The 16,758-nt window shown below is 61.0% G+C and carries 9 protein-coding genes; 7 read left to right on the top strand and 2 right to left on the bottom strand.

Going from position 1 to position 16,758, the window contains the following annotated elements; translation table 11 throughout:
- Position 1: 1 nt before the first annotated feature.
- Positions 2-1,981, bottom strand: a complete 1,980-nt coding sequence (locus tag CQW31_RS31320; protein WP_178075570.1) for a hypothetical protein — start codon at positions 1,979-1,981, stop codon at positions 2-4.
- Positions 1,982-2,007: 26 nt separating this feature from the next.
- The gene (locus CQW31_RS14755) at positions 2,008-3,789 is read right to left on the bottom strand and encodes a hypothetical protein (RefSeq protein ID WP_099814808.1); all 1,782 of its coding nucleotides are present in this window, start codon (positions 3,787-3,789) and stop codon (positions 2,008-2,010) included.
- Here CQW31_RS14755 and CQW31_RS31645 point away from each other — a divergent pair.
- The 7 genes from CQW31_RS31645 to CQW31_RS14725 all read left to right on the top strand — a co-directional run bounded on the left by CQW31_RS31645 (position 3,766) and on the right by CQW31_RS14725 (position 16,756).
- The gene (locus CQW31_RS31645; RefSeq protein ID WP_256587406.1) at positions 3,766-5,106 is read left to right on the top strand and encodes a hypothetical protein; all 1,341 of its coding nucleotides are present in this window, start codon (positions 3,766-3,768) and stop codon (positions 5,104-5,106) included. The genes CQW31_RS14755 and CQW31_RS31645 overlap by 24 nt on opposite strands.
- Positions 5,107-5,195: 89 nt before the next feature.
- Positions 5,196-8,786: an RHS repeat-associated core domain-containing protein gene (locus CQW31_RS31640; RefSeq protein WP_349681611.1), complete on the top strand. Its 3,591-nt coding sequence runs from the start codon at positions 5,196-5,198 to the stop codon at positions 8,784-8,786.
- A 76-nt stretch (positions 8,787-8,862) separates the two neighbouring features.
- Positions 8,863-10,860 carry a hypothetical protein gene (locus tag CQW31_RS14745; protein ID WP_099814807.1) on the top strand — a complete coding sequence of 666 codons (1,998 nt, stop codon included), beginning with the start codon at positions 8,863-8,865 and terminating at the stop codon, positions 10,858-10,860.
- A 188-nt stretch (positions 10,861-11,048) separates the two neighbouring features.
- Positions 11,049-13,217, top strand: a complete 2,169-nt coding sequence (locus CQW31_RS14740) for an autotransporter outer membrane beta-barrel domain-containing protein (protein ID WP_099814806.1) — start codon at positions 11,049-11,051, stop codon at positions 13,215-13,217.
- Between the two features lie 60 nt (positions 13,218-13,277).
- On the top strand, positions 13,278-14,771 hold the full coding sequence (locus tag CQW31_RS14735; RefSeq protein WP_256587405.1) for a hypothetical protein: 1,494 nt from the start codon (positions 13,278-13,280) through the stop codon (positions 14,769-14,771).
- A 907-nt stretch (positions 14,772-15,678) separates the two neighbouring features.
- Positions 15,679-16,425 carry a hypothetical protein gene (locus CQW31_RS14730; protein ID WP_012112309.1) on the top strand — a complete coding sequence of 249 codons (747 nt, stop codon included), beginning with the start codon at positions 15,679-15,681 and terminating at the stop codon, positions 16,423-16,425.
- A 118-nt stretch (positions 16,426-16,543) separates the two neighbouring features.
- Positions 16,544-16,756 carry an AlpA family transcriptional regulator gene (locus CQW31_RS14725; RefSeq protein WP_012112310.1) on the top strand — a complete coding sequence of 71 codons (213 nt, stop codon included), beginning with the start codon at positions 16,544-16,546 and terminating at the stop codon, positions 16,754-16,756.
- The last annotated feature ends 2 nt before the right edge of the window (positions 16,757-16,758 follow it).

The following is a 16,758-nucleotide window of genomic DNA, read 5'->3' as shown; positions in this document are numbered from 1 at the left end:
ATCACTCTCCCGAAGTTTCTGGTTTGCCGAACCGCAGGCCGGCGGGTTGCGCCAAGCGGCGCATGGCATCAGCATGCAAGGCCAAGGGCAGTGGCAGTACCAGGTGGCCCTCGAAAAGTAGCTCGAGGTCAAGGATCTCCAGCCTGGCCATGACCAGCACGAAGCCCGGGCCTGCATCGCCTGGCGGTGTGTAGTGACCGGTGTCAGGGTCAATGCTGCCGCTGTCAGCCACAGGTGTGGACCAGCGAACCCCCTTGACGACATTGCCTGCGACCCGCCCCTGGAACTGCAAGCTGCCATCGGGTAACTGCTCGGCAACCTCCACCACCATCTCGGGCCGCCGCTGGCGAACCAGCATGTGCACCGTGCGTGGCTCACCGGCACCGGGGCTTTGCACGAGCACCTGATCCAGCACATAGGTCCGGTTGTCTTCTACCGGGCTACCGGCGATGTAGGTGCAACGCAATCCATCCGCCTCAGGGCGGACGGTGCCGCGCCCCTCTGCGTCGGGGTCGGCCAGCGACCATTGCAGATCACCGGCGGTGGTACCGGCCGTCAGGGACAGCTCATCGCCGACGTAGCAGACCCGGATCAAAGGGTTTACCGTCAGTGCGGCGAGGGTTACGGTGAGCAGCTTCGAGCTGCGCAACCCGCTGTCACGCCCCGTGGCCACGATCAGCAATCGCGCCGGCTGCCCCCCCATGGCATGGGCCGGGGGTGCCCGATATTCACCGCTGCTTTCATCGATCCGGCCAAAATCGCCGAGGTTGCCTGGCAGCGGTTCCACCGTCCAGCTCACCGCTTCCCCTGCCGGTTCGACAGTGAAGGTATGACGCTGCGCGGCCGCCAGCACATGCGGGGCATCAGCGATTCGCCAGTCGGCAGTTCCACCGCCGTTGGCGAACAGCGCCACGCCATGGGGCATCTCGAAAGCTGTGTGCTCAAGGCTCGCAGCCCCAGCCAGTGACAGTTTTTCGAGCACCTGCTCGGGTACCAGGGCACTGAGCTTGCGAGCCAGGCCTTCCAGCACCGCCTGCTTGATCAGATACGCGACAAAGGCGCATATCTCCTGCTTCTCCAGCTCGCTCAAGCCCTCCGGCAAGCCGCTTACCGGCTGCACTTCTGCTGTTTGCTGCCAGGGCCACAGCACCTGACCCAGCAACAGGCAACCGGCGCTTTCTTCGGGCGTAGGCTCGACCAGGTGGAACAGTGTCGTGAGGTCGAACTGGAAGGTTGCCGACAACTCTTGCCAGCCGTTGCTTTTTCGCGGTTTGAAGCTGAACGACAGGGTGCAGAAAGAGGCCCAGTCGCCTTCCGCCATTGGCGAAAAGCTCGCCGACGGGTTGCGCTGGGTGCGCAGGAAGAAGGACTCGGGCCGCAACAAGTCATCGTCACCCGGCTCGATTCGTCCCAGCGACCACACGCGTTGCTCATCTGGCAATGCCATGAAGATTTCCTTGAAGAATTCCCCCCCCAATTGCCGAATGCGGTTGGACTGGGCAAACGTCAGCACGAAGTCATCACTGTTGCTCAAGTCCAAGATGACATGACCGCCTTCATCCACATATCCGGGCACCGCACCCAACTCAAGCCGCAGGCGCAACTCCGGCCCTGTCAACGGGCCGATGCGGTCCATCCGCCGCGGGTACCAGTGTTCGCCCGCTTGCTTCAGGTCCACCTGGTTGCCGCCAACGATTTTCATGCGCAGGCTGGCTCTGGAGTCGGTGATGTCGGCATTGTCGAAAGACAACCGTGGGTGGTCCAGAACGAAGCCCTGCATGTGAATCTTGTAGTTGTTGTCCGGCGCGGTTTCACCGCTGACGGGCGGCAAGTAAGACGCCGTGCTGAAGCGCCGGATATACTCTTGGGTCAACAAGGTGTCGGTTTTCGTCTTGTCGATGGCAAATACCGAGTCGAACCCCAACAGGCGGTTGTCGGCACTCAACCAGAACAGTAATTCTGCTTTTGAATTGCTGGTCATGGATTTCTCCTGCATTGCAGAATGCGTTAGGCAATCAATGTGACGTCGGCTGAGCGGAACGGCCGCCAGGTCTTCCCTTCATCGAAACTGGCCTCGACCGACACCCGGAAGGCACGATTGAGCGCCAAGCGTTCAAGAAACGCCCTGGGTAAGTACTCTTCGATACCGTCGTAGTACTCATCCAAGGTCACTTCGGTTTCGCGGGTGCGGATGGTGTGCTGATCACTGCCGCCGCCCTTGAGCTCACCCTCCACAACCATGCCCAGCCACTGCCCTTGTGCAATGAATGGCCAGGGACCCAGCTCGCACAGGCAGCCCGCGGCGGGAACGCCCTTGAGCGACAACTGCTGATTTTCGACGCCATCGAGCTGGACGATCGGATAGCTCTGCGTCTCGTAGTCCGCCACCTCCAGGTCGAACTTTTCCGAGGGCTGGGGCATCTGGCCAGGCTTGGTCACCGAGTAGTACACCCAGAGGCGGTGGCCCAGGTTGGCCGCAATGGCGCTGCGCGGGACGGTGAACTGTCGGGGGCTGGCGCCGTCCGGGTGCTTGATGACTACGTTCCCGGAGCTGCCATGGCCTTCCCAGTGCACCCACACTTCACCCTCGTCGATCACCGCCTCGCTGGGCACCGTGACCACCGCGCCCTGCTGCAGGTTCTGTGGATGAACGGTGCCTTGGTGCGGCTCGTCACCTTCCTGCGGGCGGGCATCCTTGATGTTCGGCAAGGGCAGGAACAATGGCCGCTGCAGGGCCAGGGCCAGCGCCGCCGAGCGCTTCTGCGCGCCCGGCCTGCCGAACTGATAGCTGAACTCGACGTGCTGGCCGCGGTTGATGTCGCTCTGCAACCAGATGCGGTCGAGGTGAAACGCCAACCGGCCACTGTCGAGCACCGTCACGTCAGTGCGCAGTGGCCGCAGCGTCAGGGCCGGGCCTTCAGCGTAAAGGGTCAGTGCATCGCCCAGCGCCAGCTGCGCATAGGGGTCTGCCAGCAACCAGACACCGTCGCGATACGCGTCGTCATCGGGGTCGAGTACGCTGCCTGAATGCCCTGGGATGACCGGCGCTTCCAGCAGCGGCGTGGTAACCGGCTCTTCCCAGACGATGTCGAACCGCTGGCTGGGTGAACGGCTGCTGCCGCCGGCTGCATATTCGATGCTGTAGTCGAGAAAACCGAAGCCATCGAAGTACATGACAAAATCGTTGGAGTCGAGGCGCCACGACAGCGGCATGCCAATTTCGCTGGCAAGTACCTCGTGCTCCAGTTTCACCTCGGAACCGGCGAAGTCTTCATCGAACCAGGGGCGCCAATTGAGGGTCAGCACGTCACCCTGGGCCATTGCCGCATAGGGCAATGTCACCACCCCAACGCCGGTGGATGGCACCTGCGCGGCATCGATGATCAGGTCATGCGCCCCGCTCAACAAGGCAACGGCGGGCAGTTCGCTGGTTTCGGGCGGCCGCTGGACGTAGAAAAAGCGGCGCTTGAATTCGATCGAGATCGGCTCATCGTTTTCGTCCAACTGCTGATACGAATAGAACACCGTGCCTTCGCGCAGTGCCTGCAGCTGAAAGTTGCGTATTTCCAGCAGGAAGCGTTGCTGATCATCGAGCTCGCCCACGCTGATATTGCCAAAAACATCGACCGCGCTGCCGTCCGCAGCGCAGCCACGCCAGTTGATCAGTATCCGATCTTCTTTTGCGATACCTGGATAGGTGATCCAAGTTTTCAGATCCTCGTCCCCGAGTGCATCCACATCCACTGAGTTAGTTCGGGGGTCGAGGTGATCAACTTCTGGAATATCCATCGGCAGCCTCCATCGCAGCGCCTGTCATTGCGACGAAGTTATAACCCTGCCGGGCAACCGGCGCACCTGACAAAAATGCCAGGTGCTAACCGCTTGCAGATTGCGTACGGTATTCACGAGTTCGCCCAATTCAAGCCGCCAGCAGAACGCTTGTTCACCTTGATGCACCCCCAAGAGGCCATCGCAATGAGCTCGGAATCTTCCGTACATTCAAACGCGCTTAACTTCATGAGTTTCATGCAAAACGGGGTGGATAGCCGCACAGGGCAATACACAGTGACGATCAAGTTACCCGACCTGGCGGCAAACTTGTGGCTTGGCCCGGACATTGAATTAAGTTTGAGTTTCAACCCACTGAACACAATCGATTCCGGCTGGGGCAAAGGCTGGAACTTGTCCCTGACGCAATATACCGAACACAATCAGATCCTCACTACATACACCGGCGAGGCATTCAAAGTGACCGGCAGTACGGGTGATCGTTATTCCTTTCAAGAGCAGAAACTGAGTCATTTCCACTTGTACCGGGAACCTCCTGGGGAGGGCGGAGCGCCCCGCTACCGCGTGGTACATCGCTCAGGGATGGTGGAGATTCTGCAGACAATGGGCAGTGCCCGGGGCACGATTGCTCTGCCGGTAGAAATCTATTCGCCGCAGGGGCACAAACTGAACCTGAGTTACAAGCAATTCAACGCCGAATACATGATGCTCGGCGCTATCCGTGATGGCCGCGGCGAGCTGCTGCTGGAAGTTGAGCGTGAGGACGGGTTCATCGAAATCCGCGAGCGGCCCTACCTGGGCGGCGACGGCAAGCCGGTGGCGCTTTACGTGATGACCCTGCAGGACGTCGACAACCGGGTCGCTTCCTTCAGCCTGCCCACTGCGGAACAGGCCAGCTGGCGCTTCGACTACAAGGTAGTGCTCGAACACCTGTGCATCACCGAGGTCCGCACGCCCACCGGCGCACGAGAGTACCTGCAGTACAACGACGGCGGCCATCTGTTCCCGAGCGGCGAGCGCAAACCCTTGCCCAGGGTGACCCGGCACATCGTCGAACCAGGCCTGCAACAGCCCGCGTTCCAGACCAACTACAGCTATCCGCAGAACAGCAACTTCTGGGGTTTGGCACTCGTGTCGGTTGGTCGGACGACGGTTTGGACAATCTCTACAAGCACACCGGGGACTACGAGTACCAGACTGTCCAGGAACTGTGCGACAGCGACAACGCACGCCTGCAGTGCATCACCCGCACGTTCAACCGGTTCCACTTGCCGACATTGGTACGAACCGAGCGCGGCACCAGCGTCCATGAGGTAATTACCCGTTACGAGATCACGGACAACGTGCCATTTGCACAACAGGTCAGCACCTGCCAATTGCCGATCAAGCAACTGACCCGCTGGAGCATGGACGGCCATACGCCCAGCAATCGCCTGGAAACCGCCGAAACCAAATACGACAGCTTTGGTAACCCGATCGAACGCACACAGCCCAACGGAGTGGTCGAGCGGATGACCTGGTACGGCAGCGAAGCCGAAGAGGGGTACCCCGGCGACCCCTACGGCTTTGTCCGGCACATGAAGAGCAAGACCGTCATCCCCTCGACCGCGGGCGAGGCCTCAGCCCCGACCCTGGTGCGCCAGTACCGTTACCGTGCCCTGCCGACGCTGGCCGGCAACGACACCAAACTCAGGCACTGGCCTGTGGAGCACAGCGAAACCCTGCTGCATGAAGGCCAGGTGCTTGAGCAGACCATCAGCAGCCATGTCGATGCACCCAGGTCCGGATTGCTGCATGGTCGCCTTTACCAACAGATACACAAACTGGGCACACTGGAAACCACGACCCAATATCAGTTCCGGGTCATGGCCGACCCCATCAGCGAGCAGCCAGTGCTGCAGACCACCACCACCATCCATGGCTACGATGGAACCCTGCGCTCGAGCTTGATGCAACGCTCGCTACTGTTGGGCGAAACCGTGTTCGAGGAGGACGAAAGTGGCGTGCAGACCCACCGTGAGCATGACGCTTTGCGTCGGGTCACCCGCGAGCGGGTCGCGCCAGGTACCTCTTTCGAGGCCAGCCGTCGCTATGTCTATGAGCTCTGCGCCGCAGATGGCGACATCGCCCGCCAGCATGCGACCAATGCCAGAGGGGTCACCACCCGCACCGAAGTGGACGGCCTGGGCAGGGTCACCTTTGAGGCGCGGGACAATATCCACGAACAGCGCCCTACCCTGTTCTTCGAAACCTTGGCGACGCGCTATGACGCACAAGGCCAGCGCGACAGTGAGACGCGCACCGACTGGTTGCAGGGTGAGCGCTACCTGACCCTCGTCAACCGCTATCAATACGACGGCTGGGGCGAACTGCGCTGCACCATCGACCCTGACGGTGTCGAGCACCATGACGAGCTCGACCCCATCGGCGTCCCGGGCCACGATGGCCCTGTTCGCCGCAGCTGGCGTGAGGGCGGTACGTTGCAGGCACGGGTGACCAGTGGCAAGTCCGAAACCTGGCTCAACCTTTTCGAAAAACCGGCCAAGGTCAAACGCCTCACTCCCCTCGGCGAACTGCTTGGGGAGGTCAGCTACCTGTACGACGGCCTCGGGCGCACGGTCAGCGAAACCAACGAACGCCGCCATACCACCACATTCGCCTACGACCCATGGGGCCGCATGCTCAGCACTCGCCTGGCGGACGACACCTTGCTCACACGCACCTACGCGGCGCACTCCACCGAGGAGCTGCCCGCCAGCGTGACAGTGACGCCGGCCAACACCGAGTTGCCCGCCCAGGAGGTCGGCGCGCAGTACCATGACGGGCTGGACCGGCTGATGGGCGCCACCACTGGCGGGCGCACCGAGTACTTCCACTTCGAGGCAGGCGCGCCACACCCGCTGCGGCGTGTTACCCCCGCTGGCGACACCATCAAGCTGACCTATACGCCTGCGCTGACCGATGAGCCCATCAGTAGTATCGCGCCGGACGATCCGGCCAATTTCGATTACCACCCCACCAGCGCCCGCCTGCTGAGCACCTGCAACCCACAGGGCACGCGACGCTTCGATTACAACCTCGCCAACCAGCTGACAGCTGAACACTGGGACGATGCTGGCAACCAGACTTTCAGCAGAACCCACGTCAGCACGGTGTTCGACAGGCTGAAGAGCACGCACGAAGACGCCGGTGTCTACACCGTTCACGACTACGACACCCACGGGCGCCTGGAAACCACCGAGCAAGGCCAGCTCAAGGCACGAATTCACTACGATGCCCTCGGCCGCGTGTCGAAGCTGGACAGTACCGACCTGGCAAGCGGCACTCTTCTGGAAGCCCTCATCGAATACGATGATCAGGACCGTGAGTGCAGGAAGACCTGGCGCCAGGATGGCCAGGCCGAGCGCATCCTGGAACAGCGCTGGGGGGAAGACGACCTCCTGCAATGGCGAAAGCTGACCCAGGGAGGGGCAACGTTGCTCGAGGAAACCTTCGAATACGACCTGCGCGGTCGTCTGACCAAGCACGTGTGCGAAGGCCCCGAGCGGCCAGTGGATGCCCTTGGTCGCCGCCTCGCCACGCAGACCATCGGGTTTGATGCCTATGACAGCATAAGCTTGACCGTCACCAGCTTCGAAGGCGGGCCGCGCCCGGAGCGTGCCAAGTACGTCTACGCCGACCAGGATCCCTGCCAGTTAGTGCGCATCGAGTACACACCAAAGCGCAGCGAGCCGGACCCGACGTTCACCTACGATGCCAATGGCAACCTGACCCGTGACGAGCAGGGCCGGGTATTGCGCTACGACAGCCAGAACCGCCTGACGGGCATCGAAGGCAGCGCCATCAGCTACCGCTATGACGCCGACGGACAACTGGTTGCCAGCACCTCTGCCAACGGGCCGCAGACGCTGTTCCTGCGCGACGGGCTGCAACTGCGCCAAGCAGTACATGATGGGGTGAAAACCCTCTATCTGCACCACGGCGACCAGCCGCTGGGCCAGCAGCAAAGCGGCAGCGGTGCACAGGTGCCGCTGCTGCTGCACACCGGCACCTGCTACAACGTGATTGCCGAAACCCAGGCGGGAAGCTTGCGCACCCGCCACTACACCGCCTACGGCGAAGGCTACAGCGAGCAGCCGCTGCACAGTGCCCTGGGCTATACCGGCGAAGCGCTGGACGCCGGCACTGGCTGGTATCTGCTGGGCAATGGCTACCGCGCGTTCAACCCGGTGCTGATGCGCTTTCACAGCCCTGACGCCCTTAGCCCGTTCGCCGAGGGCGGACTGAACTGTTACGGCTACTGCCAAGGCAACCCGGTGACCTTCCGCGACCCGACCGGGCATTACAGCAGCGGGTACAGCGGTACCAGCCGCAGCCTGGAAGACATCGAGACAAACCGGGTATCACCCCGCGTGGAGCTGGGGGTGATGGGCTGGATTGGCATGGGCTTCGGCTTCCTCTTCGCCGCGATCGCATCGGTGGCGGCTGTGGTGATCACGGGCGGCGTTGCAGCACCGGCGGTAGCCGCCGCCTGGACAGCCGCCGGCGGTGGGCTGGCGGGGACCGGAGCGGCAGTTGCAGCCGGCGCCGGGGCCATTGCCAGCGTATCGATCGCCACCGGTATCAAGCTCGCCGGCAGCATCGTCGGGGCAGCATTGTCGGTCGCCGGTACGGCAGTGCAGACCGAGGGGGTGCTCTCGGGGAATGAAGAGCGCAGCAACATCGGCGCGATCCTGAACTATGCGGCGGTCGTTGCCGGGCTGGGTGCAGGGGCCTTGGGCTATGTGGCAGGTTCGGCGTCGAAAATGCTATCACGCGCCACCTACTCCGTACTTGAGAACGCCATGAATCCAATTGGGCCGCGAATCAGGCCGCCCGTACCTCCGAAACCTACCTCCGCCCCTACCGCCGGGAATAGCTTATGGCGCCCCTCCTGGCTGTACTCGGGGCAAGTTCGAAAGAACATACCGAAATTCAGACAGGACATTCGACGCTGACCATACCCAGCCAATTACCTATGGCACCACTGCGCACCATCACCCATCGCTGATGTCACCCATGCGGAGAGTCACCATGAACACATCACCCTCCACCCCCCAACAGACCCGTGCCATCAGCGCCCGGCGCAAACACCTCAACTTGCAGGATGCGCCCCTCTCGCCGGCGCTGGTGGACCTGACCAAACCCGACGTCGATGGCATCGTCGATCGCACTGACGGCACGTTGCACAAGGACTGCCTGAAGGCCGACCTGATACTCAAGATCCCCGCATGGCCGGAATTACAAACTGAACCAGATGACTATTCGACTGTGCAGCTGCAGTTCACCCTGACAGGTGCCGAAGACAACTATACGGCGATTGGGCCTACCCACCGCTATGATGGGCCGCTCGAGGCTAGTGATTTCCCCCTCCTCCTCCCATTTCCCCAGGCTTCATTGCCACGCAACGGCAAACTCTGGGTCCGCTACGAGCTGGAGGATCACAGAGGGGAGCTTTACGACTCCACGCCACTCGAACTGATCTGCGATAGCGTCGCACCTTGGGGTGACGAGCCTGCCCCTCCGCTGAACACGCCCCCCGGCGTTATCAACGACGCTTACCTGACTGGTAACAACGGGATCGAGCTGGATATCCCCGACTACGTAGATCGTGCGGCAGGTGACACCTACCAAGTCTTCTACCTCAAGAACTGGTCTGAAGATGACACCGACTACGAGAACCCCAGCGCTGTCGGCCCTGTCCCTGACAACCTGAAGATCAAGATACCGGATACTGTTGTTCGTCCCCTGGGCGACGGCCGCTTCTACATCGTCTACTACCTGTTCGACAAGGCGCAGAACCGCAGCCGCATCCGCTTGCCGGCGACGGTGGATGTCGTACTCACGCCGGAACCGGCTGCGCTGCTACCACCCAGCGTCCCCCAGGCCGAAACGGATGGTGTGGTGAACCTGGCGGATGCACAGGTAGGCGTGCATGTGCATATCCTGGAGTACGCCAACCATCGCCCCGAAGACACGATCGTGGTCACCTGGGGCAGCACCCCCCTGATGCAGGAACAAGTGGGGTCACGCGGATTCCCGATCCGGATCCTGGTGCCGAGCGATATTCTGCAAGACGAGTACGGTACTGCCACCGGACGCAAGTCAACCAGCATCAGCTACCAGGTACTGCGCGGGCAAGCGCCCTATGGGCCGGCGCAACGGGACGTCGACGTCGACTTTTCTGTTGTCGGCCCAGTACGCCCCAACCCTGACACCGACTGGCCGGACCCGGTCAATGCCAAGATTTTCGCCCCGGTGATCACCAGCCATACCGGTGTCGTTGACCAAATTACCACCCCAGACCGGGGTGAAAACGCTTCCCTGACGTTCGACGTATTCGAAGGCGCCGTAGACGGGCAAGTGGTGGACTTCTACTGGAATAGCACTCTTTTGCCATATGCACGCTGGGTGGTCGATCAGGCACCCGGTACGCCAAAGACCGTAACCGTTCTTTGGCAGACCATCCAGGACGGGGGCGATAACCTGGCGTTGCCCGTGTATTACACGGTGCGTGCCAGCGAGGATCCCAATGACAACGCACAGCAGTCAATTACCAAGCATATTAAGGTGGAGGTGGTCGACAAGACGCCGGATGACCTTGAGTTCCTTGGCATTAACTCCCGAGGGTGGCTGAGTTGCGCTTCGATCTGGGACCCCGACGACCCAACCGCCCTTCCCGCAATAAGAATTCAGGTTCCCCCTTGCCACCGCCTCAATGTCCAGCCAGGTGCAACGATGACCTTGACCTGGGAGGTATATGACCAGGAGGTGGGCGGAAACCTGATCACGACGGTGACGAAAACCGAGTCGGTTTTGTTAGATGCGGAGCAAATCAACAACGGCTTCGTCTGGAGAGTACAGCCATACGAAGACCATATCCGGCCAATCTATGACGTCGCTCCATCACGTGGCCGTGCCGAAGTGAGCTATGTCATCGACACCCCGTCGCTCATCTCCAATACGACAGCAAACAAGATCAGCATTGCCGACCAAGGTACTGGCAGCTCATGCGATTTGAACAGACCTTGAACGCGCCCCGGCCGCAGCTAACGGGCAAAGCTGCGGCCGGCGAGCCCTGAAGGAACAATCCGGTATTTTGTTGGGATTTTTCCTACATTTTTCGCGGTCTCGTCCGAATAGCCTTGGGGCATCAAGACCAATCTCTCAACCAAAAGGGAATGGTCCTACAGAAAATTGCTACTTCAATGGTGCCCCTAATGTCAACTCGCCTCCTCCATACCCTTCGCCAATTCACGCACCCCGCTCGACTGGTGCTGCTGGGCCCGCTGTTGTTCGCCGGCCCCGCCTTGGCTGAAACGCTCATCGACAGCGACACCGCACTCGATGCCAGTAGCGCACTGGACAGCTACCGTGTGACCAACCAAGCGACGCTCTCCGCCTCCGGTGCCACGACCTTGCAGATCGCTGCTCGAGCCGGCTCCACGGTGAATCTTTCGGGTAGCCAGGTCACCGCCGAAAGCAATGCCGACGGTCTTACGCTCAACGGCGCCAACGCCAGCGTCGTAGGCTCTGTTATCCGTAGCAACGGGCGCGGCATGGCATTCAGCGCAGGCGCAACCGCCGCGATCAGCGACAGCCTGATCGAAGGCGGTGTGCTGGGCGCAACCATCAATGCCAGCAGCGCAGAACTGCAACGCACCACCCTGCGTGGCACCGGCGAGACCAGCGAAGGCGTGCGCATGGTGGCCGGCAGCCTGGCTGCAAGGGACGGCAGCACCATCAGCGGTGGCAGCTACGGCGTACGCATCATTGAAGACAACGGCCGCGGGTCGTCGCTGGTGGTAGACAACAGCCTGGTGGAAGGACGCAACGGGCCGGCGATCGCCGTCGGACGCGGTGCAGGTGCCGCATCAGCAAATATCGAGGTGCTCAATAACGCGAGCCTGAGCGGGGGTAACGGCGTACTGCTGGAAGTCGCTGACGATGCCGATGCCAACCTGCGAGTGAATGACAGTCACCTGGTCGGTGACATCGTCGTCGCCAGCGGGGGCACTGCCAACGTACTGCTGGAAAACCAGGCAACGCTAAAGGGGCGGCTGGAGAACGTTGCCGACCTGGGGATCAGCAGCGGTGCCGAGTGGATTCTGGTCGAGAACAGCCAGGTGGGCGACCTTCAGCTCGATGGCGGCGCGGTACGCTTCGGCGGCCCGGGTGAGTTCTTCAAGCTTTCCGTGGAAAACCTGGCAGGCAATGGCACCTTCATCATGGAGGCAGACTTCAGCACGTCGCACTCGGACTTCCTTGATGTCACGGGCAGCGCCAGCGGCGACCATCAGTTGCAGGTCAGCGCCAGTGGCAAGGACCCGCTCGCCGACAACAGCCTGCATGTGGTCCACACGGCGGCCGGCGATGCGCAATTTTCACTGCTGGGCGGCCCGGTAGACTTGGGCGCCTATTCATACGACCTGGTCCAGCGCGGCGACAATGACTGGTACCTGGATGCCACCACCCGCACCATCAGCCCCGGCACGCAAACGGTCATGGCCTTGGCCAATGTCGCGCCGACCATCTGGTATGGCGAGCTGGGAGTGTTGCGCAGCCGCATGGGCGACGTGCGCCGTAACCCCGGCAAGGCGGGTGGATGGGTGCGTACCTACGCCAACCAATTCAACGTGTCGACGGGTGCACCTTACCAACAGCAGCAGCAAGGCCTGTCGATAGGTGCCGACGCACCGCTGCCGATCGGCGATGGCAACTGGCTGCTCGGCATCACGGCCGGCTACAGCAACTCGGACCTGAACCTCGCACGCGGCTCATCAGCCAGCGTCGACAGCTACCACGCCGGGGTGTATGCCACCTGGCTCGATGCTGATAGCGGCTATTACATCGACACCGTGGCCCGTATCAACCAGTTGCGCAACAAGGCCGACGTTCGCCTGAGCGACGGCAGCAAGGCAAAGGGCGACTACAACAACCTCGGCGCCGGTGTATCGCTGGAAGTAGGCCGGCATCTGACCCTGGCCGATGACTGGTTCCTCGAACCGTTCGCGCAGTTGTCCGGGCTGGTGCTGCAAGGTAAGGACTACACCCTGGATAACGGCATGCGTGCCGAGAGTGAACGCACCCGCTCGCTGCTGGGCAAGGTAGGCACCACCATCGGGCGCAATTTCGCAGCCGGCGAGGGGCGCACCCTGCAGCCCTACCTGCGCGTTGCAGCGGCACATGAGTTCGCCAATGGCAACCAGGTGAAAGTCAACGACAACCGCTTCGCCAATGACCTGTCAGGGTCGCGTGGTGAAGTCGGTGTCGGTATGGCGGTTGCCTGGGACGACAAGTGGCAGGCACATGCCGACTTCGATTACAGCCATGGCAGCAAGATCGAACAGCCCTGGGGCGTCAACTTCGGAGTGCGTTACAACTGGTAAAACCGCGGGAAGGCCGAGTGCCTTCCCTTTTTCATTCAGCAGAAAGGGTGGAGAAGCAGGATGGCACACAGCAAACGCAGCGTTGAATTCAAAGCACCACGGCCAGAGCGCCCTGCTGAGGACGAGGGCCTGCTTGTCGAGCCGGATGTACCAGACCTCATACCCGATGTCGATGGCGCCATGCCCAACACTATTTCGTTCCGGGCAACGTATTTGCCTCTGCGAGTAGAATTCCACCCCTGGGCACCCTCCGAGCCAAGCGAAGAGGACAACGAGTTCCTTGACCTTTACTGGAACGGGGAGCTGGTCGAAAGGAAGACCTTCAACCAACCCGTGAAACCAGAAGAACTGTTCATTCTGGTCCCGGTGCGCTACTTGATCGAAGGCACGCACACCCTCCACTACGAGGTAACGATATTCAATGGCACAGAGGTCCCTTCCCGGCCTCTGAATGTCTACATCGACAAGACCCCCCCCATGCTGGACCCGGATGACGACCGCCTGGGGTTTCCTGACTACGTGATCGGCGAAGGCGTCACCGAAGAGTATCTCGATGCCAACGGCGACAAGGTCGTGGGAACTGTACCGTCCTTTCTGGGTGCTGAGCCCGGTGATGTGATCAAATGGTTCTGGAGCGACGACCCTGTCGGGATTCACCTGGTCGACATGCACACACTGACCCTGGACGATATCGAACTCTCTGGGGGCATCAGCAAACCGATCGAGCTGACATTCCCGGGTGATTTCATTCGTCAGTCCCAAGGCGGCCAGCGCTTCGCCCGTTACGAAGTGCAGGACCGGGCCGGCACGGCCGTACAGCGATCCCTGGCACGCACGCTGAATTCCGATCCATCCCCGCCACCTCGGGTACTGCCACCACCGTTTATCAGGGAGGCTACCGGGAGCGAGTATTTCAGCACACTGCTGCCGGCTGACGCCGTCGATGGGGTCACATTCGTCATACCGGACGGCGCGGATATACGTCCCAACGAAACCGTCACCGTGTACTGGGGGGAGCCTGGCACCCTCGGCGGCTACTCGACCAGCACGCCAATTGCACCCGGCGGGCGCGAATACCTCATCCCTGGCCAACATATTCCGCCCCACATGGAAAACCGCGCCGAGCTGCACTACCAAATCGACAAACCTGACATGCCGCCCTCACCGTCGCACTTTGTGACGGTACGCAAAATAGAAGGCCTGCCGATCGTGCAGTGCACAGACATCGTCAACGGAGCCCTGGAGCTGAACAGAATGGGCGACAGCGCCGCGTTCACATTGGCGGATTGGGCCTTCCGCGCCCCATCGCAGTTCGTCAACGCCTGGATCGAAGGCGTGGAGCGCGACAATATCGGTAGCCTCATCACGCTGCCCATCGCCACCGAGCTGCCTGTACCTTCCGGGTCGGGGGAGATGGTACTGGGTGAGGTTGCACGCACTGAGCTTTCGCGCCTGGCGCTCAACTACCAGTTCCGAGTTTCGGTGCAGGTGTCATTTGACGACAAGCAAACCTGGTTGAAATTCCCGGATGTGGCCGCCGTGCTGCAGGCCTAGGTCCCTCAGGAGCAGACAGCAAAAAAAAAAACGCCACTCGAAGAGTGGCGTTTTTCATGTTTGGAGCGGGAAACGAGACAGGCACTAGGGCGCTAAATCCTTGTTTCCCAATCACATTCTTCGCCGCCGTGAGCAGCGAAGGCCTGAATTATAGCCTTGTTCTTCGCCCTCGGCAACAAAACTCATCCAACAACTTCCATCAGCGTCCAAGGACTGCCATTTCATCCCCTGACAACCGACGCAGAATACACGGCTACCAGAGGCCCGCCCCTGCAACGCCGCTCGACACTCAGGTCTCCTTGCGTCAGGAATGGCATCAGCATCGAACGTTGAGACCGCGCTTGGTTTGATGCCGTGCGCACCACAGCCCAAGGCTGTTCGTGATGAAGGCCAAGCGGCGAGCAAGGAAAGATGGGGCGCATGTTCACATCACCTGGTCAGCTGGCGACCGTGTGGGAGCGGCGCGCAACAGCCTCAAACTGGCCACAGCCCAGGATCGCTGGATGCTATGTCGATATATCAGGATGCCAGAACAAGCATCACACGCGCGGTTTTCTCTGCGTCCCTCTGGACGTTGAGCAACGACTGCGCCCCAGCGCGACTTGTGAAACCGTAGGGATATCAGACCATAGCGAATCGGTCTTGATACGCCTGACGCACCCCATGACGCTGGCACCGTGAGCGCCATTGTCGAGCGTGCTTCTTCCTTGTTACTCGACGGGCCGGCAACTGGTCGATTCTTGCACATTGAGCAAGAGAGGGCCACCTGTGGCGGATGCCATGATCTCGTCCGCCCACGTTCCGGGGCATTCGTCCCTGGCATCCGCCACAGGCATAACGACACAACAGCCCTTGGCAGGGCGAGAAAGGAGCCGGTGATGTAGCGCTTCCGAAAGGAGACGAAAACATGCACAAGGAGCCACCATTATCAAAGGTGTTCTATCGTCCCATCGAAGCTGCCATACGGTGGGCTGGGTTGTTGCGGTACAAGGCGTCGATCCTCGCCTCGATCGCATCACCGCGGTGCCTGCCGCAGACATTGGACTGCCCGCGATGGAACGAGTGTCGGCTGTACTCGGAACGCATCTACGACGGCATCCTCAACTCGGAACTGCCCTTTGGCAAGAACGGGATCACGCTCAATGACCCAGAGTTGGTGAGTTCACCCGATCTGACCATCCGCCACGTCGATCTGAAACGCTGGATGCGCACTCACTATCCTGAGCATCGACCCGGATTCCTGTTCAGCCGCAGCGAGCGCATGGCGCATCCCTCCATCACCCTGGAAACAGGACAGGCAATCCTGCTGGAACGGCAGGCTCTGCAGGCCGCGCTGGACCATAGCCGGCGTGAGATGCGCAAACTTCAAGCGCAACACGAAGCCTTGCTCAAGCAGTCCGCGGTGCTGTTGGCATCCAAGCAGTGCGCGATCAGTGATCGAGCGGAGACCACGTACCTGAACATCATCGGTGGCATGCTGACGCTGATGCTGGGTCAATCCCCATCGGGTGTGCCGTACTCCAGCTTCAAGACGCAGGAGGCAATCGTCACCGCATTGCTCGCCCACTATGGCGGCACCATGGGCATCACGGAGCGAACCTTGAACGGCAAGTTCGCCAACGCCAGGAAGAATGTGCGTAGCGCAGCCGCGTGAATTCTTCCATCTTGTATGTGCAGTCTCGGAGATTGCATTTGCAATGTCTTTTTGCAGCCATGTCTATTGAATAGAGGTCACGCCAACAAACGCCACTGAGCGTTCAGGAGTGACCGCCATGTCGCAAGTACCTGTACTGCCACCGCACGAGCGCCGCATCCTGCGGCTCGATGAAGTTGAAGCGAAGTCCGGCTTCAAACGCGCCCACATCTACAACCTGATGAAGAAGCGCCAGTTTCCACAGGCGTTGCGCCTTGGCGTGCGCGCGGTGGGCTGGGATTCGGTCGAGATCGATCAGTGGATCGCCGAACGCCTTAACAACCGCACCTGACT

Origin of the sequence: Pseudomonas sp. 382 (assembly GCF_002759075.1) — a bacterium.
GTDB classification, from domain to species: domain Bacteria; phylum Pseudomonadota; class Gammaproteobacteria; order Pseudomonadales; family Pseudomonadaceae; genus Aquipseudomonas; species Aquipseudomonas vlassakiae.
This window is presented reverse-complemented; position numbering and strand designations above follow the sequence as displayed.